Consider the following 22,394-nt stretch of genomic DNA (forward strand, 5'->3'; position numbering starts at 1 on the left):
GCCTCCCGGCATGGGACTGGACAGGACGCACGGGGAGCACGACTTGGACGCACGTCTGGCCCGTATCGCGGCCAAGCTCGCCAAGGGTCCCCGTCGGCCGGACCGGGGCAGGCCGACGGGGGAGAAAACCGCGTGGCCCCCGGGCTCCGCTCCGCGCCCTCCGCTGGCACTCGCCGAGGTCGAGGCGTTCGAGAAACGGCACCAGGTGTCCCTGCCCGGCCCTTACCGCCGATTCATCACCGAGATCAGCGACGGCGGCCCGGGCCCGTCCCACGGTCTCCTGCCCCTGTCCGCATGGGACCTCGGCATCCTCGAGGTGGAACCGGGCATCCTTCATCAGCCCTCCTCGTTCGGCCCTGACCGTGAATACGGCCGGAACTGGTGGAACGAGGCATGGGACAACGACGAAGACCCGGACCGGGGCGTCATCACCGTGGTGAGCCGGGGAGGTGCCGACTACACCTTTCTGATCGTCAGCGGTCCCGCTCGAGGTCGCCTCGCCTACGTCAACACCGATGGGCACGTGCCGCCTTACGTGACCGAGGATCCCGACTTCCTGTCGTGGTACGAGCGCTGGCTGGACGAGATGACGGCCGGCTACAAGCTCATGTCTTTCGGTGAGAACATTCCCGGCACCCAAGAGGACCTCCTTTCCCTCCTCGGGTCCGACCAGTCCGCCGCCCGCCGGGCGCGGGCGGCCTCGTCGTTGCTGTCCCTGCCCCGCTTCGATCCCGAGGGCACGCCCGCACTGCTCGCCTCGCTGCGGAGCGATCCCTCGCCCGCCGTCAGAAGCCAGATCTGGCAGACGGCCGGAACGCTCGGCCTCGAGGACTTCCTGCCGCTGGGCGCGGACGCCCTGCTGGACACCGACCCGGACGTGCGGGGCGTGGCACTCCGCGCCCTGGACCGACTCTCGCATCCCGATCTGGTCGGCCTCGTCCGTCCTTTGCTGAACGACCCCGATTCCGAGGTCCGATGGGCCGCGTACCGCATCATGGTCAGGTCGGGCGCGTTGCGCATCGGCGATCTGAGGACATCGCTCGGCAGCGATGACGCGAAGACGAGGAAAGACGCGGCCTATCGCCTCCGGCATCTCGAGGATCCGGGCCGCGACGAGTTGCTCAAGGCCGCCCTCACCGATGAGGACGCAGACGTACGGAGGTACGCCGTCCAGTCGGTCCGCGCGCTGGAAGCCGTCAATCTGCTGCCCATGCTGAAGCGCATGCTCCGCACGGAGACGGACAAGTGGGTCCTGGCCAACCTGCGCTGCACCGTGCCCGAACTCGACGCGGTCGGTCTTACGTCGTCCTGATGGGCCGTCCGGGCGATGACCGTCCCGTGCCGCGTGCCGCCGCGGAGCCGGGCGGGAGCGGTGTGCACGGTGGGCGGTATGAACGGTCGGGGCGGTGGGCTGGGGGAGCGGTTGCTGCGGGAGCGCGGCAGGCCGCGCTGGGTGTGTGAGTCGGCGTACTCGTGGCAGCTGGTGGTGCTGACCGTCTGCGTCGGCGCCTTCATGGGGCAGCTGGACTCGAGCATCGTCACGATCACCTACCCCGGCCTTGAGCAGGAGTTCGACGCTCCGCTCGCCACCGTGCAGTGGGTCTCGCTGGCCTATCTCCTGGTGACGACGGCCTTGATGGTCACCGTCGGCCACATGTCCGATCTGCTCGGCCGCAAGCTGGTCTACCTCCACGGGTTCGCTCTCTTCACCCTCGCGTCCGCGGCCTGCTCCCTCGCGCCGAGCCTGGCCGCGCTGGTGTGCTTCCGCGTCGTCCAGGCCCTGGGCGCCGCGATGATCTCCGCCAACAGCGTCGCCCTGGTCACCGTCGCCGCCCCGCGCGGGAAGCTGCGCAGCGCGCTCGGCTTCCAGGCGGCCGGCCAGGCGCTCGGTCTGGCCGTCGGCCCGACGCTGGGCGGCGTCCTGGTGGCCACGGCCGGCTGGCGCTGCGTGTTCTGGATCAACGTGCCGGTCGGGGTCGCCGCCATGGTCATGGGCCGGTATCTGCTGCCGCCCACGGGTGAGCGGCCCACCGGGGTCCGTTTCGATCTGCCCGGCACCCTCTGGCTGGCGTCGGCGGTGGCCGCGCTGCTGGGCGGGGTGTCGGCCCTGTCCGGGTTGCCGGTGCCGGGCTGGGTGGGCGCCGCACTGATCGTGGGTTCCGCCGCACTGTGGTGGGGGTTCGTACGGCATGAGGGGCGCGCCCCCGCGCCGCTGGTGCCCGGGCGGCTGATGCGCGACCGGCGGATCGCGTGGGGGCTGCTCGGGGCGCTGGCCGGGTATCTGGTGCTGTTCGGGCCGCTGGTGCTGGTACCGCTGGCGCTGGTCCGGCACACCGGGGCGGACGAGATGGGGGTGGGGCTGCTGCTCAGCCCCCTGGCGGCCGGGTTCGCGCTCGCGGCCAACGCGCAGGAAGCGGTGCTGCCGACGTCGTGGCCGAGCCGCCGGCGGTGCCTGGCGGGTGCCCTGCCGGCCCTTGCCGCGCTGGCCGGGCTGGCCTTCGCCGCCCCAGGGAGGCCGTGGCTCGTTGTCTGGCTCGGCCTCCTCGGTCTCGGGCTGGGCCTCTACACCCCGGCCAACAACGAGATGGTCATGGCCTCCGTGCCCAAGGAACACTCCGGTGCCGGCGGAGGGCTGATCAACATGACGAGATCGCTGGGCACCGCGTTGGGCGTCGCCCTGGTCACCCTGGCCTACCACCTCGGCGGCGGCCGCACCTGGGACTCGGTGCTGCCGCCGCTGCCGGTGCTCGTGCTGGCCGTCGGCACGGTGCTGATGGCACTGAGCGCGGCCGCGGGCGGGCGGCCAGACGCGCACGCCGCGGGCCGCCGACGTCGGATCAGGCCTTCCTGACCACGCTGGACTTGAGCTGCATGGCACCGAAACCGTCGATCTTGCAGTCGATGTCGTGGCCGGCCACGCCCTCCACGAGGCGGATGTTGCGCACCTTGGTGCCCGCCTTGATGCCCGTCGGGTGGCCCTTGACCTTCAGGGACTTGACCACCGTGACCGTGTCGCCGTCGGCGAGGACATTGCCGACGGAGTCCCTGATCACACCGTCCTCGGCGTCGCCCGCGGTGTCCGCGGCCGCCGGGAGCGACCACTCGTGCCCGCACTCCGGGCAGACCAGGAGCGCGCCCATTTCATAGGTGTAGGCGCTGGAGCATTCGGGGCACGGCGGCAGGTTCTCGTTCACTTGACCAGTGTAAGAGTCCGCAGAACATCATCAGTGCGGCCGGTGCGGGGTTCTCCTCGTAGGGTCGAGGGGGCCGGCGCACCGGTGCCGGGACGTGTGGTGAAGGGGTCAGGTGGCACAGGTGGCAGGGGAAGCGGAGATCGCCACGGCGGAGCAGGCGGCGAACGACGGGCGCGTCCTGGCGTTCGGGCGGCTGCAGGGGGCCGCCAACCGGCTGGAGTACATCCTGGGCCGGGCCATCGAGGAGGAGTGCGGGATCAGTCACCTGATGTTCGAGGTGCTGCTGATCCTGGGGCGCGCCGGTCGGGCGGGGCTGCCGATGCGGGCGATCGCCCAGGAGCGGGTGCTCAGCACCGGTGGGGTGACACGGCTGGTGGACCGGATGGAGGCGGCGGGCCTGGTGGTCCGGGACGCCGACCCCGACGACCGGCGGGGGCGGCTGGTGCGGCTGACGCCCCAGGGCGAGGAGACGGTGGTCCGTGCGGCCCGCATCCATGTGGAGAACATCCGCCACTTCTTCCTCGAGCCGCTGCCCGAGGCCCACCGGGAGCGGTTCGCGGAGGACCTGAGGACCCTCAGCCACGCGGCGCGCGACGCCCTGCCGCGCCTGAAGTAAAACCCTCCAAGTAAAAAATCTTCGCCCCCATCGCCGCCGGCGGGAATGTCTGACGCAGCAGATACTGTTCTCTCAGGTGAACGGCTCGCGACCCCCGCGAGCCCCCACCCCCGGGAGACACCTCCTCATGAAGCTCGTCTACGTCTTCGACGCCTACTGCGGCTGGTCCTACGGCTTCTCGCCCACCCTGGCCGAGGTCGCCCGCCGCCGGCCCGGGCTGAGCGTGGAGGTCGTCTCCGGCGGCCTGTTCACCGGCGCCCGCCGGGTCCCGATCCGGGAGTTCGGCTACGTCCAGGGCGCCAACGCCAAGATCAGCCGGCTCACCGGCGTCGAGTTCGGCGCCGCCTACGACCGGCTGATCGCGGACGGCACCTTCGTCATGGACTCCGAGGCCGCCGCCCGCGGCACGGCCGCCCTGCGCCAGGCCGCCCCCGAGCGGGCCGCCGAGCTCACGGCGGCCCTGCAGGAGGCGTTCTACGCCGAGGGCCTGAGCCTGTCCGAGGCCTCCACCTACCGCACGGTCGCCGAGCGGGCGGGCCTGGACGCGGACGCCGTGGCCGCCGCCTTCGCCTCTCCCGCCGCCGCGGCCGCCGCCCGCGCCGACTTCCGCCGCTCGGCGGAGTACGGCGTCGAGGGCTTCCCCACCCTGCTCGCCGTCGACGGCGAGCGCGCGGCGGTCATCGCCGTCGGCCACGCCACCGCCGACCAGGTCGAGCAGCGCCTGGCCGCTTTCACCGCCGCCGCCTGACCCCCGCCACCCTCGCTTCCCCCACGCAAGGACTCCCCGTGGGCACCGCCGCCCACCAGGCCACCGGCAAGCGCCTCGACGTGCGCGAGGCGATGACCGGCTGAGGCGGCCGCACCGGCCGGGGCGCCCCGGTTGCGGCCGGGCGCGGGCCACCTAGCCTGGGGAGACACGATGATCCGTGCCCGTACCCCGGCCGCCCGGCCCGCCCGCCCGCAAGGAACCCACGCGGTCCGCCGGCTGCTGCGGCAGCCGCGCGCGCCGTGGGTCGCCCGGCGCGCGGTGTGCGCCACGATCGCCGGCTGCACCGGCTTCTACACCTGCACCTACGGGTTCGGCGACCCCCTCATGGGGCTGTACGCCCTCTTCGGCTCGCTGCCGCTGGTGATGTTCTCCCACGTCCCCGGCCCCGTCCGGCAGCGCACCCGCACGCTCCTTGCGGTCCTGCCGGTCGCCTGCCTGCTGGTCACGGCCGGCACCCTGCTCGCGGTGCGGGACTGGGCCGCGGCCTGCGGCATGTTCGTCGTGGGCTTCACGGTGTCCTTCGCCGGGGTGGGCGGGCCGCGGCTGGCCGGGATCGGCGTCGCCTGCCAGCTCTACTACGTCCTGCCCTGCTTCCCGCCCTACGCACCGGACACCCTGGGCTCCCGGCTGGCCGGCCTGAGCGCCGGCATCCTGCTCACCGCCGCCGTGGACCGCCTCCTGCCCGCCGAGCCCCCGCCCGTCCCCTACCGCCTGCGCCTCGCCGACGCGACGGCCGCCGTGGCCCGCAGCTGCGCCACGGCCGCCGAAGGCGAGCAGGACACGCGGGCGGCGGCCGACCGGGCCCTGGAGGCGGCCCGGCCCTCCCGGCTGCCGCCCACCGAACGCCCCATCTCGCCCTCGGCACGCGACCGGGCCCTCAACCACACGCGCGCGGCGGTCCGCCACGTACGCGACCAGCTCGACCGGCTCTACGGCGCCCCCGGCGGGCCGCCCGCGGCCGGACCGGAGGCCATGGCCCTGCTGCGGCGCACCGCCGACACCCTGCGGCCCGTCGCGGCAGGGCTGCGCCGCGGCGCGCCTGCGGACGGGGCCGCCGGCCTGGCCGCGGCCGTCGCCGACTTCGACGCCGCCCGGGTGCGCGGACTGCCCGGCGCCTCACCCCTGCGGCTGCGGCAGGACGCCGTCGCCAAGTCCGCCGCCGAAGGGGCGCTGCTGGCGGCGCGGGCCTCCCGCATCGCCCTCGGCGCCCGCCCCGCCCACGAGGCACCGGCGGGGGAGTGGCCGTTCCTGTACGCCGCCGTGCCCGCCCCCGAACTGTGGTGGCGACGGCTGCGCCTGCACCTGACACCCCGCTCGGTCTACCTGCAGAACGCCCTGCGGGTCGCCGTGGCACTCGCCGCCGCCCGCCTCCTGGCCGGCGGCCTCGGCCTCTCGCACGGCTTCTGGGTGCTGCTGGCGACGCTCAGCCTCATGCGCACCTCCGCCGCCGACACCCGCACCGCCCTGCGCCCCGCCTTCCTCGGCACGGCCGCCGGAGCCGCCGTCGCCGCCGCCCTGCTCACCGCCGTCGGGAACGTGCCCGTCTTCTACGCCGCCGCGCTGCCCGTCGTCCTCCTCGTCGGCTTCACGGTGGCACCCCTGCTCGGCCCGGCCTACGAACAGGCGGTGTTCACCCTCGTCCTCGTCCTGCTCTTCACCCAGCTCTCCACCGCCGACTGGCAACTGCCGGCGGTACGGATCCTCGACGTGCTGGTCGGCGGCACCCTCGGCGCGGCGGCCAGCCTGCTCGCCTGGCCGCATGGCGGCCACGGCGAACTGCGGGGCGCGCTCGCCGGATTCCTCACCGAGGCCGCCGCCGGCTGCCGGGCGGTGACCGACCGGCTGTGCGGGCGGCCCGGGCCGGCGGACCCGCTGCGGTCCGCCCGCCGTGCGATGCTGCTGGCCGAGGCCACGTACTGCCAGTACCAGACGGAGCGCATGCCCCGCCGCACGGCGGAACCGCACTGGGAGCTCGCCATGGCCGCCGGGTACCACCTGCTGCGCGGCGGAGAGCTGATGCTGATGAGGCGCCCGGACGGCGCCGGCCCCGCCCCGCTGCCGCCCGACGCGGCCGCCGAACTGACCGCCATGGCCACGCGGGTGGCGGCCGACTGCGGGCGCTGCGCCCACGCCCTGCGCTCGGGTACGGCGCCGTCCGCGCCCGCCCGGGACCCCGGCCCCGCGCCCCTGCCCGCCGACGCCTCCGGGCCGCTGTGCCGCGCCGCGCTCCGGGCGGCGGACTCCGACCCCGCACCGGTGCTGCTGGCCGTCGACGCGGAGGCCTGGCTCACCGGCGTGGCACAGGACCTGGCCCGCATCCGGTGACCGCGCGGCCGTCCGCTTTCCCTGCCGCGCGCTGCCCGGACATCCATTTCATACTGAACCGATCGGTCATTTCGCTCGGTGCCGGCAGTCCGAGGCCCGTGAAGGGTGAGGTGTCGTCCCATGACGCGAGCTCCCGAAGAGCCCGGGGCCGGGGACCGCGCGGCCCCCACGGCCGGCCGCTGGGCCATGCTCGCCGTGCTCTGCGCCAGCCTGCTGCTGGTCGCCATGGACGCCACCATCCTCAACGTCGCACTGCCCTCCCTCATCAACGACCTGCGGCCCGGCGCCCTCGAACAGCTGTGGATCATCGACATCTACGGCCTCGTCCTGGGCGGCCTCCTCGTCACCACCGGCGCCGTCGGCGACCGGTGGGGCCGCAAGCTGCTCTTCCTCACCGGCTTCGTGCTGTTCGGGCTGGCCTCCGTCATCGCCGCCACCTCCCACAGCTCCTGGCAGCTCATCGGCGGCCGCGTCCTGCTGGGGCTCGGCGGCGCGATGGTGATGCCCTCGACGCTCTCGCTGATCCGCAACATCTTCACCGACGACCGCGAACGGGCCCTGGCCATCGGCATCTGGGCCGCCGTGGCCGGCGCGGGCGCCTGCGTGGGTCCGCTCATCGGAGGATTCCTCGTCGAGCACTTCGAGTGGCAGGCGGCCTTCTGGGTGAACGTGCCGGTCGTCGTCGTGACCGTCGTGGCCGGCATCCGGCTGCTGCCGGAGTACCGGGCGCCGCAGCACGGGCGGCTCGACTGGACGGGCGCGCTGCTGTCGATCGCCGGCATCGTGGCGCTCGCCTGGGGCATCAAACACGTCGCCAAGGGCAGCCTGCGGGCCGAGGACGTGGGCACGCTCCTCCTCGGCGTGGCCCTGCTGGCCGTGTTCGCCCGGCGCCAGCTCAGGCTCGAGGACCCGCTGCTGGACGTCCGGCTCTTCGGCCACGGCCCGTTCCTCGCCGCGGCGCTGGCCACGCTCCTGGCCATGCTGGCCATCGGCGCCGCCCTCTTCCTCATCTCCCTGTGGCTGCAGTACGTGCACGGCTACTCGCCGTCGGAGGCCGGGCTGCGCACCCTGCCCTCGGCCCTCGCCATGCTGGCCGGCTCGCTGTGCTCGCCCCATCTGATGCACCACATGGGCGTGCGCTCCGTCCTGGCCATCGGCCTGGGCACCCTGGCGGCCGGGTTCCTGCTGCTCGCCGTGGCCCCCGAACCCACCACCTACCCCGTCGTGGCCCTCGTGCTGGCCGCGCTGGGCCTCGGCGACGGGCTGGCGATCACCGCCTCGGCGTCGGTGCTGGTCTCCTCCGTGCCCGTGGAGCGGGCCGGGCAGGCGGGCGCGGTGTCCGAGACCGCCTACGAACTGGGCGTCGGCCTCGGCGTGGCCCTCCTCGGCAGCATCCACGGCGCCGCCTACGCCGCGCGGATGACGGACCTTCCGCTGAGCGGGGGCGAGCGGGACCTCGCCCGCGAGTCGGTGGGCGGCGCGGCCGAAGTCGCCGGGGACGTCGGCGGGGAGACCGGCAGGCAGGTGCTGGCGGCCGCGCGCGCGGCCTTCGACGAAGCGCTCACGACCACCGCCTACGTCTCGGCGGGCATCGTCGTCACCGTGACCCTGCTCGCGGTGCTGATGGTGCCCCGCGGCTTCAAGGTGACGGGCGGTCACTGACGCGGCGGCCGCCCGTCGCCGGCGGCCTCAGGGCAGGATGCGCAGCTGCGTGAAGGCACTCACGCGTTCGAGGCCGCTTTGCGTGAGGCAGGCGGTGGGAAGTCCCACGGGTGTGGTCTGGACGACCCGCTCCGCCCGGGCCCCCTTGCCGAGCCCGTCGACGACCACGCCGTCGAGCCGGATGGTCTGGACGCCCAGGGCCCGGGCGGACTGCCCGGTGCCGTACGAGATCACCGACGTCCGGCCGTCCCGGAAGCGTACGTTCTCCCGGGCCCGCAGCGTCCCGACGGTCAGGCAGCCGGCCCGCGGGGCGTCCGCCGTGATGCGCGTGGTCGCCGCGACCGTGTGCCCCGGGGCGTCGGAGCAGGTGAAGACGCCCTCCGCCGCGATGTGCGTGGGACGGGGCGTGAGGCGCAGTCCGGGGGCGTAGCCGGTGCTCTCCTGCCCCGTGCAGACGATGGGGGTATGGGCCCGGGCGGCCGGGGCCCCGATCAGGGACGCGCCCAGCGTGAGCGAGCACAGGGCGATTCCGATACCGCGCTTACCGAACATGCACGACCCCTTTGATGCCTTGACGCCTTCGCGCGCCGGGACCGGCGCGCACCGGCCCCTGGCTACCCCTGGAGATCGCACGGCCCACTCCGCCCCCCACGACTCCCGCAGCCCGTCCGTATCGCCCGCGCCGCAGCGCGCACCCCCCGGCGCGCGGGCCTCACCCCGGGCGCAGGAACGGCAGCGACGCCACCGCGCCGGGCCGCGTCGCGGCGTGCACGGCGAGCAGCACCCCCGCCGTCCCCGTCGCCAGGTCCATCGACAGCCGCAGCAGCCCGTCCATCGGGAACGCCAACCGCCCCTCGTAGCGCACCGCGTGCAGCCCCAGCCCCCGCAGCTGGACCCGGCGCGCGGCGGCCGGGCCGCCCAGGTGCGCCAGGGCGTACAGCAGCCCGGCGTGGCCCTCGAGCAGACCGGACGACAGGAGCAGTTCGGTGCCCAGGCCGTCGCGGACACGGTCCCGCAGCCGGGAGAAGTGGGCGTCCTCGCGCCGGCGGACGTACGCGTCGAGGGCGATGCCGACGCCCGCGCTGCCGCGCCCGAGCGTGGTGAGCCGGCGCCGGCCGTCCCGTACGTGCACGTACCGGCCGCCGGACACCCCGCAGCAGGCGATGTCCCGCGCCAAGGCCGCCTCCGCCAGGCGCAGGTGGCGGACGTCTCCCGTGACGTCGAAGAGCCGGGTGAACAGCAGCGCCGGCCCGGACCAGCCGCGCATCAGCCCCACCGCGGCGGGGTCCGCCGGTCCGTCGCCCTCCAGGGTGCGCGCCAGCCGGTCGCCGAGGCGCAGCGCCGCTTCCGGGTCGCCGAAGTGCAGCCGGGTCAGGGCGATGCCGGCGATGCCGCCGAACAGGCCCACCCCGCAGCCGGTGAGGTCGAAGCCGGTCAGCCGGCCGACCGTCTCGCGGGCCTGCTGCGGTCGGCCCAGCGCGTCGAGCACGTACGCCACCCCGGCGAGCCCGTCGTACAGTCCGGGCCGCGGCCAGCGGGTGCGTTCGACCGCCCGGGCCAGCCAGTCGACGTGGCTCTCGAAGCGCGGGCAGCCGCCGTGTCCCGTGGCGTGCAGCGCGTACAGCACCCCCGCCGCGCCGAAGGCCAGGCCCGTGCCCTGGCCGTCGAACTGCTTGACGTCGCCGGGGAAGAGCCGGTCCTCGCGATCCGGTGTGGCGCTGCACACGATGGCGTCGCGCAACGACGCGAGGACCGCCTCCCACCGCTCGCCGTGCTCCGCGTCGCCGCCGTGGCCGTCGCTCCCGGCCGGGCCGACAGGCCAGGCCACGGACGGCGCGGGGGAGGCGGCAGGCGGCGGGGCGAGCCCCGCGCGCAGCCGGTCGCCGAAGCCGGCCGGCACCGGGAAGCGCTCCTCCACCAGGTGGATCAGCTGCTCGTGCTTGCCCGCGTCGAAGCGCAGCAGCTCCGTCAGCGGGCAGAAGAGCGCCAGCGCGAGGCAGTCGAGGGCGTAAGTGTCGATCGCGAACCCCGAACGGGCCCAGGGTGCTATGAAGCCGGCGGTCCCCATGACGGGGGTGAAGCCCTCGCCGATGTCGAAGGACGTCTCGAAGTCGACCAGGCACACGCTGCCGTCCGGCCGCACCAGCACATTGCCGGGCTGCAGGTCGCCGAAGACGATGCCCCGCGCGTGCAGCGCGGCCGTCGCGGCCCCGACGCCGTCGAGGACCCCGCACGCCCAGCGGGTGTAGGCGGCCGTCGCCTCCTCGTCCGCGCCGGGGTGGAAGAGCGGATGGCGGCGCGCGATCGCCTCGTGCAGCCGCTCGCCCTCGACGAACTCCTGCACCAGGAAGTGGTGTTCCCAGTGGCGGGTGCGGGCGATGACTTCCGGCACGCAGCCCAGGCCGGCCAGCCGTCGCAGCACGGTGTGCTCGCGCGCCAGCCGGGCCACCGCGTCCATGCCGTTGTCGTCGACGCCGGCGTACGGGCGGGCCTCGCGCAGGACGACCCGTCGCCCGGTGGCCGGGTCCACGGCGCGGTAGACCCCTCCGCTGTTGGAGAAGCGCAACGCCTTCTCGACGCGGTACGGCAGGCCGTCACCGGTCCTCGCCCGGGCGGCACGGATGCGGGAGTCGATGAAGGACGGCACTCCCGCCCACGGCGGCACCTTGAAGACCGCCCCGCGCACGTCGGGCACCGGCCGGCCGTCCGGGCGCACGACGGCCGGTACGTACTCGCCGTCGCGGGCGAAGCAGTACCGGGCGGAGAATCCGCCGTAGCGCAGGTACAACGGCCCCTCGTCCCAGCGCAGATCGCTGAGGATGTACGGCCCCTTCACTCCCCTCAGCAGCGACGAAAGCTCCCGCAGCGTCCGCTCCAGCAGTTCCTCGCAGCGCGGGTAGATGGTGATGAGCTTGCCGCCGGCCGACCGGGGCGCCCGCTTGCTGTTGACGAGGGCCAGCAGGGTGCGGCTGCGCAGGAACTTGAAGCTGATGCCGCGCTCGACGCAGTACTCCCACACCGCGTCGACGACCCGGGGCGCCTCCTCGGGCGTCGCCGAGGCGTGGATCTTCCAGCCCTGTTCCGGCAGCCGCGCGCCGGTGTGCCGCAGGGAGACCCAGCCGCCGCGCTCCGCGCGCCGCCAGCCCGCGGGCGCCGGCTGCTGGGTCCGCGCGAAGCGGCTCGCGGTGTCCTCGACGCGGTCGGGCGTGTCCACGAAGAGGGGGTCCGCGACGAGGTGGCCTTGGGCGAGCATACGTGTGATCTCCGATCTCCTCCGGTGCCTCCCGGGGGCTCGGCGGGGCGGCCGGCCGCCGCCGTGCGGGGCGACGGCCGGCCGCGGCCGGCAGGGGGGCGGATTCAGACCTGTCCGAGGGTGCTGTGGTAGCTGTTGCTGCACGGCCACTGAGCGGGGGTCTCCTCCTCCAGCTCCTGCAGCTCCAGGATCTCCGACACGTCGTTCACCTCCCTTCCGGGGCGGACGGGACGGCGGGGGGCCGCGGGTCGAGGAAGGGAAGAACGGGACCGCTCCCCTCGAACGCGGAACTCAGGGCGAGCAGGACGCCCGCGGCACCGGTGGCCAGGTCCGAGGAGAGCCGCAGCATCCGGAAGCCGGGGAACGCGAGGTGGCCCCGGTGCGTGCGGGCGTGCCAGGCCAGCCGCCGGACCTGGCGGAGCACGGCCGGCCGGTCCGCCGGTTCGCCCAGCGCCGCGAGCGTGGCGATCGCACCGGCCCGCCCCCGCAGCAGACCGGCGTTGTGCACGTACACCGCGTCGCAGGTGCGCCGGATCCCGGCCAGCAGGGCGGCCCCGCCCGTCTCGGGCCGGTGCCGCAGCAGCTGTCGCAGGACGAGGGCGACCCCGGCACTGCCGCCGTGCAGATAGGGCAGGCCGGCGGTGCCGTCGAAGAGCGTGACCGCGCCGTCCTCCAGGGTCCGCAGCCGGTCCAGATCGTGCCGCAGCGCCCGGTCGGCGAGGTCGAGCCACGCCGCCCGGCCGGTCTCGTCGTGCACCCGCAGGAACAGCAGGGCGACTCCGGTCGCGCCGTGCAGCAGGCCGTGCGGCGGGGGTCTGCCCGGCAGGGCGGGCAACGGACCGTCATCGACGGCGCGGCCCAGCTCCGCGGCCAGGTGCAGGGCCCTCTCGCGCAGGGCGGCCCGGCCGGTCGCCGCCGCGAAGTGCAGCAGCGTCAGGGCGATTCCGGCGCGGCCGCCGGCCAGGTCGGCGGGCGCCGTCCGGTCCCACGACGCGGGGCAGGAGTCGAGGACCTCCAGGGCCCGGGCGCGGTGCCCGAGGACGTCGAGGGTGAACGCGACGCCGTGCAGACCGTCGTAGAGACCGGGCCGGCGGTTGCCGTCCTGCCGGGCCGCCCCGGTCAGCCAGGCGGTGTACGCCTCGGGGACGGGCGCCCCGGCCCGGTGCAGGGCGTACAGGACGCCGGCGGCGCCGTAGCCGAACGCTGCCCCGCCGATGTCGGCCGGCCCGCTGGGCGTGCCGGGGAAGAGCCGGTCGTGGCGGCCGGGGGTGGCGCTGTCGTGGATGCCACGCACCAGGGAATCCCGGATCGCGGGCCAGTCGGGCGTACGGGCCGCCAGCAGCGCGCCCGCGAGGTCCTGCCGCGGGGGTCCGGACGGGGACAGCCCCGCCAGGAGGCGGTCCGTGAAGCCCGCCGGGACCGGGTAGTGCGCTTCGACGGCGGCCCCGAGCGTGCGCGGCTTGCCCGGTCCGACGCAGGGCAGGGGCAGGAACAGCCACAGCCGCAGGCGTTCGAGCAGATACCGGGCCGCGTCCCGGGCCGTGAGGCCGGCGGGCACCGCGAAGTCGCCGTCGCCCACGGGCGGTGGGCGGTCGTCGGCCAGGTGCGTCGCCGACGCCAGGCCGACGAGCACCGCCCGGCCGTCGGGGCGTACGAGGACGTCCTGCGGGCGCAGTTCGCCCAGGCGCAGCCCCCTGTCGTGCAGGGTGTCCAGCGCCTCTCCGACGCTCTCCACGATGCCCAGGGCCCATGCGGTGTAGGGGCCGGCCTCCCGTACGGCGCGCTCGTGGGACGTCAGCGGGAAGGCGGCCGAGGCGGCCCGCAGCAGACAGGTGCCCTCGACGTACTCCTCGGCGAGGAAGTGGTGTTCGCCGCGCGTGCGGTGGTCGGCCAGGCGCGGCACGCACGCCAGGCCGGCCAGCCGCTCCAGGGCGGCCCGCCGTGCGCCGAGGCGGGCGACGGCGTCCTCGCCCCGCCGGTCGAGCCCCGCGTGGGGCCGGGCCTCGCGCAGCACCACCCGCTCGCCGGTGCGGGTGTCGGTCGCGAGGTACGTGCCGCCGCCGTGGCCCAGGCCCAGCGCGCGCTCGGCCCGGTAGGGGAAGGCGCCGGCGGGCGGGGCGTGCAGCGCCTGGAGGTCGGGGCGCAGCACCTCGGGCAGCCGCACCCAGTCGGGCAGGGTGAACACCGCCCGGCGCGGCTCGGGTTCGAGCGCGCCGTCCGGCCGCGTCAGCGGCCCGCCGTCGGGGGCGGCGTAGCGGACGTGGAGCGGGCCCGGGCCGTGCCGCAGGGAGCCCAGGAGGTACGGGCCCGCCAGCCCGTCGAGCAGCACGGCGAGCTCGCCCAGGGCCCGGTACAGGGCGGCCTCGTCGCCCGCGTGGACGGTGACGGGGTGGCGGCCGGGCAGCCGCTGCGCGCGGCGGCCGGCCGACTCGCGTGCCGTGGCCGGACTGCGCAGGAAGTCGAAGGCGAGCCCCGCCCGGACGCAGTGGCCCCAGACGATGTCCACAGCCCGCGCCAGCCGGTCCGGCGTCACCGAGACATGGATCCGCCAGCCCTGCGCGGGCGGCCCGGACCCCGGCGGGCGCAGGGTGATCCACCAGCCGCTCTCGCCGCGCTCCCAGCCCTGCGGGGGCGGCCGGCGGGCCGCGGCGAGCCGTTCGTGCCCGTCGGGGTAGCGCTCGGGCGTGTCGTAGAAGACGGGGTCGGCGAGGGCGAAGCGGTCGTAGTCCTTGAGCGTCAGCACGGCGCGTGCCTTTCGGGCGAGGACTCCGGTCGGTCACCGGGTCACAGGGCGAGGGCGGTGAACTCCGGCGGATTCGTCCGCACCGAGCGGCGGTCGATCCGGGACCGCACCTCCTGCGAACCGAAGTGATAATCCATCCGCCGGACCGCCTCCGCCCAGTCCTGCATGGTCCGCACGGCGGAAAGGGTCTCCACGACGAACGGGTCGCGCAGCCGTGACACCCCGCGATACCAGAGATCCAGCGGGGATTCGTCGAGGATATTTCCCACGGTCCCTTCGTAGACCGGCAACGCCCGTACGGCACCGTCCGGTTCGATCTGCATCACCAGACTGTCGACGCCACTTGCGAAACGGTCCGGGCGCATGACGAGATTCTGATTGTCGGTGGCGAAGATCTTCACTCCCTCCGGCGCCAGACCCTGGAGCCGGGCGCGCTGCCGCTCGCTCGTCAACTGCCTTACCTGCTCGTCGTCGAGAAGCTCGAAGTGGCCGAATTCCGGCCGGCTGGCCAGCCCTTCGGGAACGGCCGCATTGAAGGTCAGGCTCCGCAATTCGCCGAAGCGCGGGGCGATGGCCGTGCAGAATTCCTCCAGTTGCGGGAAATTGCTCCGCACGACGACGCAGTCGATGCCGAACCACAGCGGCGACTGCCTCAGCCGCCTGCGCTCCCGGGCCACGCCGTCGAGCAGCGTCAGCGCGCTCAGCGCCCGGTCGAAGGAGCCGCGCCGGCCCCTGATCCGGTCGTGCACCTGCGCCGTCGCGCCGTCCAGGCTCACGATGACCTCGTCGAAGACCTTCGCGAGCTCGGTCGCCATCCAGGGCTCCATGATCCAGCCGCTGGTGTAGACGGCGGTCTTGATCCCGGCCCGGGACAGCCGTCCGGCGACCTCGAAGATCCCCTTGACCAGGAGCGGCTCCCCACCGGAGAGCGCGACCACACGCGGATTCAGCGAGATCAGGGCGTCGGTCACCCGCAACATGTCCTCGTGGCTCAATTGCCGCGGTGCCCGCCTGCCCGACTCCGAATAGCAGTGCGAGCAGCGCAGGGGACAGGCATAGGTGGTGTCCCAGACGACCACCTCGGGACCGGAAGACACGCTCATGGTTCCCTTTCGGCTTTCCGTGAATCGCACAATCGATCGTCAGTCCGGGCCGCCGTGCGGGGAGTCCGGGCAAATGGCAGACAATCCGAGCCTGCCGTACCCGGCCCGCCGCGCACATCCCGGAATCCTCCGATCTCCATAGAGGTTTTCCGCTATACGACCCGTGGCAGATACGACCCGCGGCGACATCATCTGGACCGCCGCGACGACAGCCGTCGATAATGTCGTTCGTGAGGGGCAGGCGTGAGGGGTAGCGAACGGGCGATACGGATCGCCGCGTTCTTCGGCGGGCTCTGCCTGCTGTGGGCCGTGACAACCGGAGCGTTTCTGCTGCGGAACAACACCGTCACCCTGCCGTGGATCCTGGGGGCCGTACTGCCCTGTTACTGCGCGGGCCTGTTCGCGTGGTGGCACGCCCCCGCCAGCCCCGTCGCCCGCAGGCTGCTGCTGATCGGCACCGCGCTCTCGGTGAGCATCGGCATCCGCTACACCTCGGCCCTGCTGACCACCTGGTTCGGCTGGGACCTCAGCGCCCCGGAGAACGGCCTGCCCTCGCTGGAGGCCTGCCTGGTGGTCCTGCCGACGGAGTGGGACAACCTCGCGGTCTCCCTCCTCGTCGCCCACCTCCTGGCCCTGCTGCCCGACGGCCGCTTCCGCTTCCGCTACGAGCGCCCCGTACTGCGCTCGCTGTGGGTCCTGCTGGTCCTGCCGGTCGTCCTGCCGCTCGCGGGCGTGCCCACCCGGATCGTCGAGTACGCGGTGTTCTACTACCCCGAGGCCTGGCTGCCCGGGGTGGGCGGCGCGCTGCTGGTCGTACGCTGCCTGCGCGCCCGCGCCGCCGGGGAACGCGACATCGCCGCGCTGCTGCCCATCGGAGCGACGGCCGCCGTCCTCTTCCTGGGCCGGGCCGCCTCCCGGCTGTTCCGCCCCTGGCACGGCGAGTCCGGGATCCTCTACCTCATCGGCTCCGCCCTCGGGGCCCTGCCGTACGTGCTGATCTCGCTGTCCGTCGTCTACGCCGCGCTGCGCTACCGCCTCCTGGGCGTCGACATCGTCATCCGCCGCTCGGTCGTCTACGGCACCCTGTGGCTGATCATCAGCGGCTGGTACCTGGGCATGGCGATGACGCTCGGGCTGACCGCGGGCCAGTACTTCCCCATCGGCCTGTCCGTGCTGGTCGCGGTCACCGCGACCGCCCTGTTCCAGCCCGTACGGGCCCGGCTGAACCAGCTCGCCGAACGCCGGGTGTTCGGCGACCGGCTCAGCAGCTTCGAACTCCTCGTCCAGTTCGGCAGCGCCCTCGAACACGCCTATGACCTCAAGCGGCTGGCGCCCCAGCTGGCTGCCGGCCTGCAGGAGGGCCTGGGCCTGCGCTGGGCCCGGGTCCGGCTCGGCGGCGCCGATCTGCCCGTCCACGTCGGAACGGCCGGCGAGGAGATCCCCGCCGACCCCCGGAACAGATCCGGCAGCGGCTTCCCCGTCTGCTACGGCAACGACATCCTCGGCCTCATCGAGTACGGGCCCAAGACCGAGGGCCGCTTCACCCCCGAGGACCACGACGTGGTGGAGACCCTCGCCCGCCAGGCCGCCCTCGCCGTCCACAACGTGCGCCTCGCGGCCGAACTGTCCACCCGCGTCGACGAGGTGCAGCGCCAGGCCGGTCAGCTCGACGCCTCCCGCGCCCGCATCGTGCACGCCCAGGACAGCGAGCGGCGGCGCATCGAACGCCGGCTGCACGACGGCATCCAGCAGGACCTCGTCGCCCTGGTCGCCAAGCTGCGCCTGGCCCGCAACCGGCTCGGCCGCGGCGGCGACATCCACACCGTGCTGACCGAGGTCCAGGACGACGCCTACCGCGTCATCGACGAACTGCGCGAGGTCGCCCACGGCATCCACCCGCCGGTCCTCACCGACCAGGGCCTGGTGGCCGCCGTCACCTCCCGGGCCCGGCGGATGCCGATCCCCGTCACCGTGCACACCGAGGAGTCCCTGGACCGGGTGCGCTTCGCCCTCGACATCGAGGAGTCCGCGTTCTACCTCGTCTCGGAAGCCCTCACCAACGTCCTCAAGCACGCCGACGCCACCCATGTGACGATCCGCATAGCGCGCCGCGAGGGCTGGCTCGTGGTGGAGGTCGCCGACGACGGCGTGGGCTTCCCCACCGCCACCACCCGGGGCTCGGGGCTGACGGGGATGCGCGACAGGATCGAGGCGGTCGGCGGCGATCTGAGGATCACCAGCCGCTCCGGCGGCGGCACCACGATCCGTTCCAGGCTGGCCGAGCGGGTGCGGGAGGAGATCTGTGACTGAGGAACCGATGCGCGTGGTCATCGCCGAGGACCACTACCTGGTGCGCGAGGGCACGCGCCGGCTGCTGGAGGACACCGGCGACGTCCACGTCGTCTCGGCCGTCGGCGACGCCGCCGAACTCCTCGACGCCGTCGGGGAACTGCGCCCCGAGGCCGTCATCGCCGACATCCGCATGCCCCCCAGCCATCACACCGAGGGCATCGCCGCCGCCCACGCCATCCGCGCCCGCCACCCGGGCATCGGCGTCGTCATGCTCTCCCAGCACGCCGACGAGAACTACGCCTTCGACCTCTTCCAGCGCGGGACCGACGGCCTGGCCTATCTGCTCAAGGAACGCATCGGCGAACTGGACGAGCTGCTGCGGGCCCTGCGCGAGGTCGCCGCGGGGCGCTCCGTCGTCGACCCCCGCATCGTCGAGGTGCTCATGGGCAGCCACACCCGCGCCGCGGACGCGCCCCTGGCGGCCCTGACGCGGCGGGAGCTGGACGTGCTGCGGCACATGGCCGAGGGCAAGACGAACCGGGCGATCGCCGGGGCGCTCGTGCTGTCCGAGTCGACCATCGAGAAGCACGTCAACTCCACCTTCGCCAAGCTGGGCCTCGCGGAGGAACCACAGCTGCACCGGCGGGTGAGCGCGGTCCTGGCGTACCTGCGGCACGCGCCGCGGGGCGGCGGCTGATCCACGACGGCCCCGGGGAGTGGGAGGACCTACTCGCGCAGGTCCTCCCACGTGATGACCGGGCTCCCCGCCCGCAGGCTGAAGTCCATCGCCGGGTCCCGCACGGGCCACTTCAGCCGCAGCCAGTTCGGCACCGTGGCCGGAATGCCGTCGTCCGCGGCCAGGTGCCAGAACGTGTTGGAGTCCTGCCGGGCGAAGTACGGGCAGAAGAAGGAGACCACCACCGTCACCCGCCGCCCCCTGGTCACGGGGGAGACGGCATGGAAGATCCGGCTCCCGTGCAGGAACAGCGCCGCCCCGCGCTCCCCGCACGGCGCCTCCTTGATCCGCGGATCGCCCTCCCGGGCGCCCGTGAACTGATCCGCACGGCCCTGGAAGTAGCTGAAGCGCCCGCCGTCGTAGTCCTCGTAGCCGTTGAGCTGGATGGTCAGGACGTAGTCCATGCCGTCGTGGTGCCACTTCACGATGTCCGAACGGCCGTCGGCCTCGAAGTAGTTGATCTGGACGGTGGGGATCCGCAGCGGATGCGGGATCAGCGGCACCCCCGCCAGCCGCGAGCAGGCCAGGAGGAAGCCGCGGTCGCGGATCATATTGTTGATGAACGCCGACATCTGATCGGCGCTGCGCACCCGGCGCGTGGTGATGAACCGGGCGGTGCCGGCGGAGCTCTCCAGCCGGTCGCACACCTCGGTCAGACACTCCAGGCCCTCCGGCGTCAGGATCCGCACGGGTCCCACGAGAGCGGTGTCGTCCACCGTGCCGAAACCGTGGTTGAGCTCGTGGGCCGCGTAGCCGAAGTCCTGCAGCCGCAGCCGTGGCCCCCGCGGGCCGGGCGCCACGAAGTCCCCGCGCCAGCGGGGCTCGCCCGGCAGCTCCGCCCGGCGGCGCGGCCTCCTGCCCCTCAGGGCGTGGACGACCTGGTCGAATCCGGTGGCCATGCGCGGATGGTTGAGGACGCTGCTTCTGCCGCTTCTCTCCCGTGCCATCGTCATGAGCCGATTGCAACGCCCGGACCCCGGCCCCACAAGGCCCGGTTCCCGCCACGCCGGGCGCCCTGCCTGCGGTCTATTGCAAGATCATGAACCATTCCTTTCATTCCCAGGTGAATCTGCATTTCGACCCTACGATCCCCGGAACGCATTCGTCGTTCTCTGCACTTCCTGGAATGAGCCGGTCATGAAACTCTCCCTGTCCCGCCGTCGCTTCGCGGCCGTGTCCGCGGTCGCCGCCCTCGCGCTGTCGCTGTCGGCCTGCGGGGCGTCCGACGCGGCCGACGGCCACCGGGTACGCATCGGCGTCAACGGCGCCGACCCGGAGTGGGACGTACTCGCCAAGGAGGCGAAGAAGGCGGGCATCGACGTCAAAATCGTCAACTTCGACGACTACCAGCTGCCCAACAGGGCCCTGGCCGACGGCGACATCGAACTCAACGCCTTCCAGCACCTGGCCTTCCTCAGCCAGTTCAACGCCCGCAACCACACCGACATCGTGCCGGTCGCCTCCACCTCCGTGGCGCCCATGGGCCTGTACTCGCTCAAGCACAAGAAGGTGGCGGACCTCCCCGACGGGGCCCGGATCGCCATCCCCAACGACCCCTCCAACCAGGGCCGCGCCCTGCTCGTCCTGCAGCAGGCCAAGCTGATCGAGCTCAAGGCGAAGGCCGGCATCCACGGCACGCCCGAGGACATCACCGCCAACCCCCGGCACCTGAAGATCACCCCCGTCGACGCCCAGCAGACCCCGCGCGCCCTGAAGGACACCGCCGCCTCCGTCATCAACGCCGGCGTCGCCGAACAGGCCGGCTACAGCACCTCTCAGGCGGTCTTCCACGACGACCCCGAGAGCGCCGCCGCCCGCCCGTACGTCAACGTCATCGCCGCCCGGGCGAAGGACAAGGACACCGAGAACGTCCGGAAGATCGTCGAGATCTACCGCTCCGCGACGGTGCAGGAGGCCGTGAGGAAGTCGGCGCACGGCGCCCGGTACGTCCTGGACGTCCCCCAGGCCGAGCTGGCCGGGGAACTCGACCGCCTCACGCGGCAGGACCGGGGCTGAAACATGATCGAACTCCGTGACGTCACCAAGACCTTCCCCCACGCCGGGGGAGAGGACTTCCGCGCGGTGGACGGCGTCAGCCTGACCGTGGAGCGCGGCAGCGTCTTCGGCGTCGTCGGCCACAGCGGCGCGGGCAAGAGCACCCTGCTACGGCTGATCAACTACCTGGAGACCCCCACCTCCGGCAGCGTCCTGGTGGACGGCCGGGACCTCGGCACCCTCGGCGAGCGACAGCGGCGCGTGGTGCGCAGGTCGATCGGCATGGTCTTCCAGCAGTTCAACCTCTTCCGCTCGCGCACCGTCCTCGGCAACGTCCGCTATCCGCTCGGACAGTCCGGGCTCTCCCGGGCCGAGGCCCGCGAACGCGCCGAGGAGGCCCTGCGCTTCGTCGGCCTGGAACAGCAGGCCCGCCGCTACCCCGAGCAGCTCTCCGGCGGCCAGCGCCAACGCGTCGGCATCGCCCGCGCCCTGGCCACCTCGCCCGGCGTCCTGCTGTGCGACGAGGCGACCTCCGCCCTGGACCCGCAGACCACCCAGGAGGTGCTGGCCCTGCTGCGCCGGGTCAACAGCGAGCTGGGCGTGACGATCGTCCTGATCACCCATGAGATGGACGTCGTCCGCTCCCTGTGCGACTCGGTGGCCGTGATGGCCGACGGCAAGGTCGTGGAGAGCGGCGGTGTCTACGACGTCTTCTCCCGGCCCCGGCACCCCACCACCGAGTCCTTCGTCCGTTCCGCCCTCCACGACCGGCCCGACGGCCCGGCCCTGGACCGGCTGCGGGCCCGGCACGGCGGCCGGCTGGTGACCGTGCCCGTCAGCGGGGACGCGGCCGGCGGCCACGAGTTGTCGCGGCTGCTGCGCGAGCACGCGGTCGACTTCACGATCGCCCACGCGGGCGTCGCGGAGGTCCAGGACCGTCCCCTCGGCAGCGTCACCCTCGAACTGCGCGGCACGGACGCGGACGTCGACGCCGTCCTCGAGCGCCTGTCCGGCCTGGAGAAAGCGGGAACCCGGTGAAGGTCGACTGGAACGAATTCTGGGTCAAGGTCGTCGACGCCACCGGCGAGACGGTCTACATGGTGCTGGTCACCCTGGCCCTCTCGGCGGTCCTCGGCATGGCCCTCGGCCTCGCGCTCTACGCCACCCGCAAGGGCGGCATCCTGCCCAACCGGGCGCTGTTCGCCGTGCTGAACACCCTCATCAACATCGTCCGGCCGGTCCCGTTCATCATCGCCATCGTCGCGCTGTCCCCGGTGACCCGGAGCGTGGTCGGCACGATGATCGGCACCGAGGCGGCCGTCTTCCCGATGGTGGTCGTCGCCACCTTCGGCGTCGCCCGGATCGTCGAGAGCAATCTGCTCTCCGTCGAGCCCGGGGTGATCGAGGCCGCGCGGTCGATGGGCAGCGGACCGGTGCGCATCATCGTCACCGTGCTGGTCCCGGAGGCCCTCGGCCCGCTGATCCTGGGCTTCACCTTCCTGCTCGTCGCGCTCATCGACTTCTCGGCCGTCGCCGGGACCGTGGGCGGCGGCGGAGTGGGCAACCTCGCGATGACGTACGGCTATCTGCGCTTCGACACCTCCGTGATGGTGGTGACGGTCGCGGTGCTCGTCGTCCTCGTCCAGGCCGCCCAGCTGCTGGGCAACGTCCTCGCACGCAAGGTGCTGCGCAGATGAGACCGACGC

17 protein-coding genes are annotated in these 22,394 nt (G+C 73.5%); 11 read left to right on the forward strand and 6 right to left on the reverse strand.

Annotation, left to right across the window (positions count from 1 at the left end):
• Positions 1-10 precede the first annotated feature (10 nt).
• On the forward strand, positions 11-1,312 hold the full coding sequence (locus tag ACIGXW_RS31090; protein ID WP_399576239.1) for a HEAT repeat domain-containing protein: 1,302 nt from the start codon (positions 11-13) through the stop codon (positions 1,310-1,312).
• Between the two features lie 78 nt (positions 1,313-1,390).
• The gene (locus ACIGXW_RS31095; protein WP_399576241.1) at positions 1,391-2,851 is read left to right on the forward strand and encodes an MFS transporter; all 1,461 of its coding nucleotides are present in this window, start codon (positions 1,391-1,393) and stop codon (positions 2,849-2,851) included.
• Here ACIGXW_RS31095 and ACIGXW_RS31100 read toward each other — a convergent pair.
• Positions 2,838-3,194, reverse strand: a complete 357-nt coding sequence (locus tag ACIGXW_RS31100; RefSeq protein ID WP_399576242.1) for a zinc ribbon domain-containing protein YjdM — start codon at positions 3,192-3,194, stop codon at positions 2,838-2,840. The genes ACIGXW_RS31095 and ACIGXW_RS31100 overlap by 14 nt on opposite strands.
• Positions 3,195-3,315: 121 nt before the next feature.
• On the opposite strand from ACIGXW_RS31100, the gene ACIGXW_RS31105 reads away from it, so the two are divergent.
• The 4 genes from ACIGXW_RS31105 (at position 3,316) to ACIGXW_RS31120 (ending at position 8,566) form a co-directional block, all read left to right on the forward strand.
• Positions 3,316-3,810 (forward strand): MarR family winged helix-turn-helix transcriptional regulator, encoded by a 495-nt coding sequence (locus ACIGXW_RS31105; RefSeq protein WP_399576243.1) that lies wholly within the window; start codon positions 3,316-3,318, stop codon positions 3,808-3,810.
• Between the two features lie 127 nt (positions 3,811-3,937).
• Positions 3,938-4,558, forward strand: a complete 621-nt coding sequence (locus tag ACIGXW_RS31110; RefSeq protein ID WP_399576244.1) for a DsbA family protein — start codon at positions 3,938-3,940, stop codon at positions 4,556-4,558.
• A gap of 171 nt (positions 4,559-4,729) precedes the next feature.
• A complete protein-coding gene (locus ACIGXW_RS31115) occupies positions 4,730-6,904 on the forward strand; it encodes an FUSC family protein (protein ID WP_399576245.1) in 2,175 nt (724 codons plus the stop codon).
• A gap of 120 nt (positions 6,905-7,024) precedes the next feature.
• Positions 7,025-8,566: an MFS transporter gene (locus tag ACIGXW_RS31120; RefSeq protein ID WP_399576246.1), complete on the forward strand. Its 1,542-nt coding sequence runs from the start codon at positions 7,025-7,027 to the stop codon at positions 8,564-8,566.
• 27 nt (positions 8,567-8,593) lie between these two features.
• On the opposite strand, the gene ACIGXW_RS31125 is transcribed toward ACIGXW_RS31120, so the two are convergent.
• The 4 genes from ACIGXW_RS31125 to ACIGXW_RS31140 form a co-directional block, all read right to left on the reverse strand.
• Entirely contained in the window at positions 8,594-9,118 is a 525-nt protein-coding gene (locus ACIGXW_RS31125) for a hypothetical protein (RefSeq protein WP_399576248.1), read from the reverse strand.
• 160 nt (positions 9,119-9,278) lie between these two features.
• A complete protein-coding gene (gene lanKC, locus ACIGXW_RS31130) occupies positions 9,279-11,819 on the reverse strand; it encodes a class III lanthionine synthetase LanKC (RefSeq protein WP_399576250.1) in 2,541 nt (846 codons plus the stop codon).
• A 205-nt stretch (positions 11,820-12,024) separates the two neighbouring features.
• Positions 12,025-14,562: a class III lanthionine synthetase LanKC gene (lanKC, locus tag ACIGXW_RS31135; protein ID WP_399576251.1), complete on the reverse strand. Its 2,538-nt coding sequence runs from the start codon at positions 14,560-14,562 to the stop codon at positions 12,025-12,027.
• A 41-nt stretch (positions 14,563-14,603) separates the two neighbouring features.
• A complete protein-coding gene (locus tag ACIGXW_RS31140; RefSeq protein WP_399576252.1) occupies positions 14,604-15,665 on the reverse strand; it encodes a radical SAM protein in 1,062 nt (353 codons plus the stop codon).
• 243 nt (positions 15,666-15,908) lie between these two features.
• Between ACIGXW_RS31140 and ACIGXW_RS31145 the strand changes: the two genes are divergently transcribed.
• Entirely contained in the window at positions 15,909-17,975 is a 2,067-nt protein-coding gene (locus tag ACIGXW_RS31145) for an ATP-binding protein (protein WP_399576253.1), read from the forward strand.
• Positions 17,968-18,654 carry a response regulator gene (locus ACIGXW_RS31150; RefSeq protein ID WP_399576254.1) on the forward strand — a complete coding sequence of 229 codons (687 nt, stop codon included), beginning with the start codon at positions 17,968-17,970 and terminating at the stop codon, positions 18,652-18,654. Before ACIGXW_RS31145 ends, ACIGXW_RS31150 begins: the two co-directional genes overlap by 8 nt.
• Positions 18,655-18,683: 29 nt before the next feature.
• Here ACIGXW_RS31150 and ACIGXW_RS31155 read toward each other — a convergent pair whose 3' ends face one another.
• Positions 18,684-19,646, reverse strand: coding sequence for a 2OG-Fe(II) oxygenase (locus ACIGXW_RS31155; protein WP_143170499.1), 963 nt, complete (start codon positions 19,644-19,646; stop codon positions 18,684-18,686).
• A gap of 184 nt (positions 19,647-19,830) precedes the next feature.
• On the opposite strand from ACIGXW_RS31155, the gene ACIGXW_RS31160 reads away from it, so the two are divergent.
• The 3 genes from ACIGXW_RS31160 to ACIGXW_RS31170 are packed head-to-tail and all read left to right on the forward strand — an operon-like array spanning position 19,831 to position 22,385.
• Positions 19,831-20,709 carry a MetQ/NlpA family ABC transporter substrate-binding protein gene (locus ACIGXW_RS31160; protein WP_399576255.1) on the forward strand — a complete coding sequence of 293 codons (879 nt, stop codon included), beginning with the start codon at positions 19,831-19,833 and terminating at the stop codon, positions 20,707-20,709.
• A gap of 3 nt (positions 20,710-20,712) precedes the next feature.
• Positions 20,713-21,726 carry an ATP-binding cassette domain-containing protein gene (locus ACIGXW_RS31165; protein WP_071966793.1) on the forward strand — a complete coding sequence of 338 codons (1,014 nt, stop codon included), beginning with the start codon at positions 20,713-20,715 and terminating at the stop codon, positions 21,724-21,726.
• Positions 21,723-22,385, forward strand: coding sequence for a methionine ABC transporter permease (locus ACIGXW_RS31170; RefSeq protein ID WP_399576256.1), 663 nt, complete (start codon positions 21,723-21,725; stop codon positions 22,383-22,385). Before ACIGXW_RS31165 ends, ACIGXW_RS31170 begins: the two co-directional genes overlap by 4 nt.
• Positions 22,386-22,394 lie beyond the last annotated feature (9 nt).

Source organism: Streptomyces sp. NPDC053079 (assembly GCF_044546695.1).
Classification (GTDB): domain Bacteria; phylum Actinomycetota; class Actinomycetes; order Streptomycetales; family Streptomycetaceae; genus Streptomyces.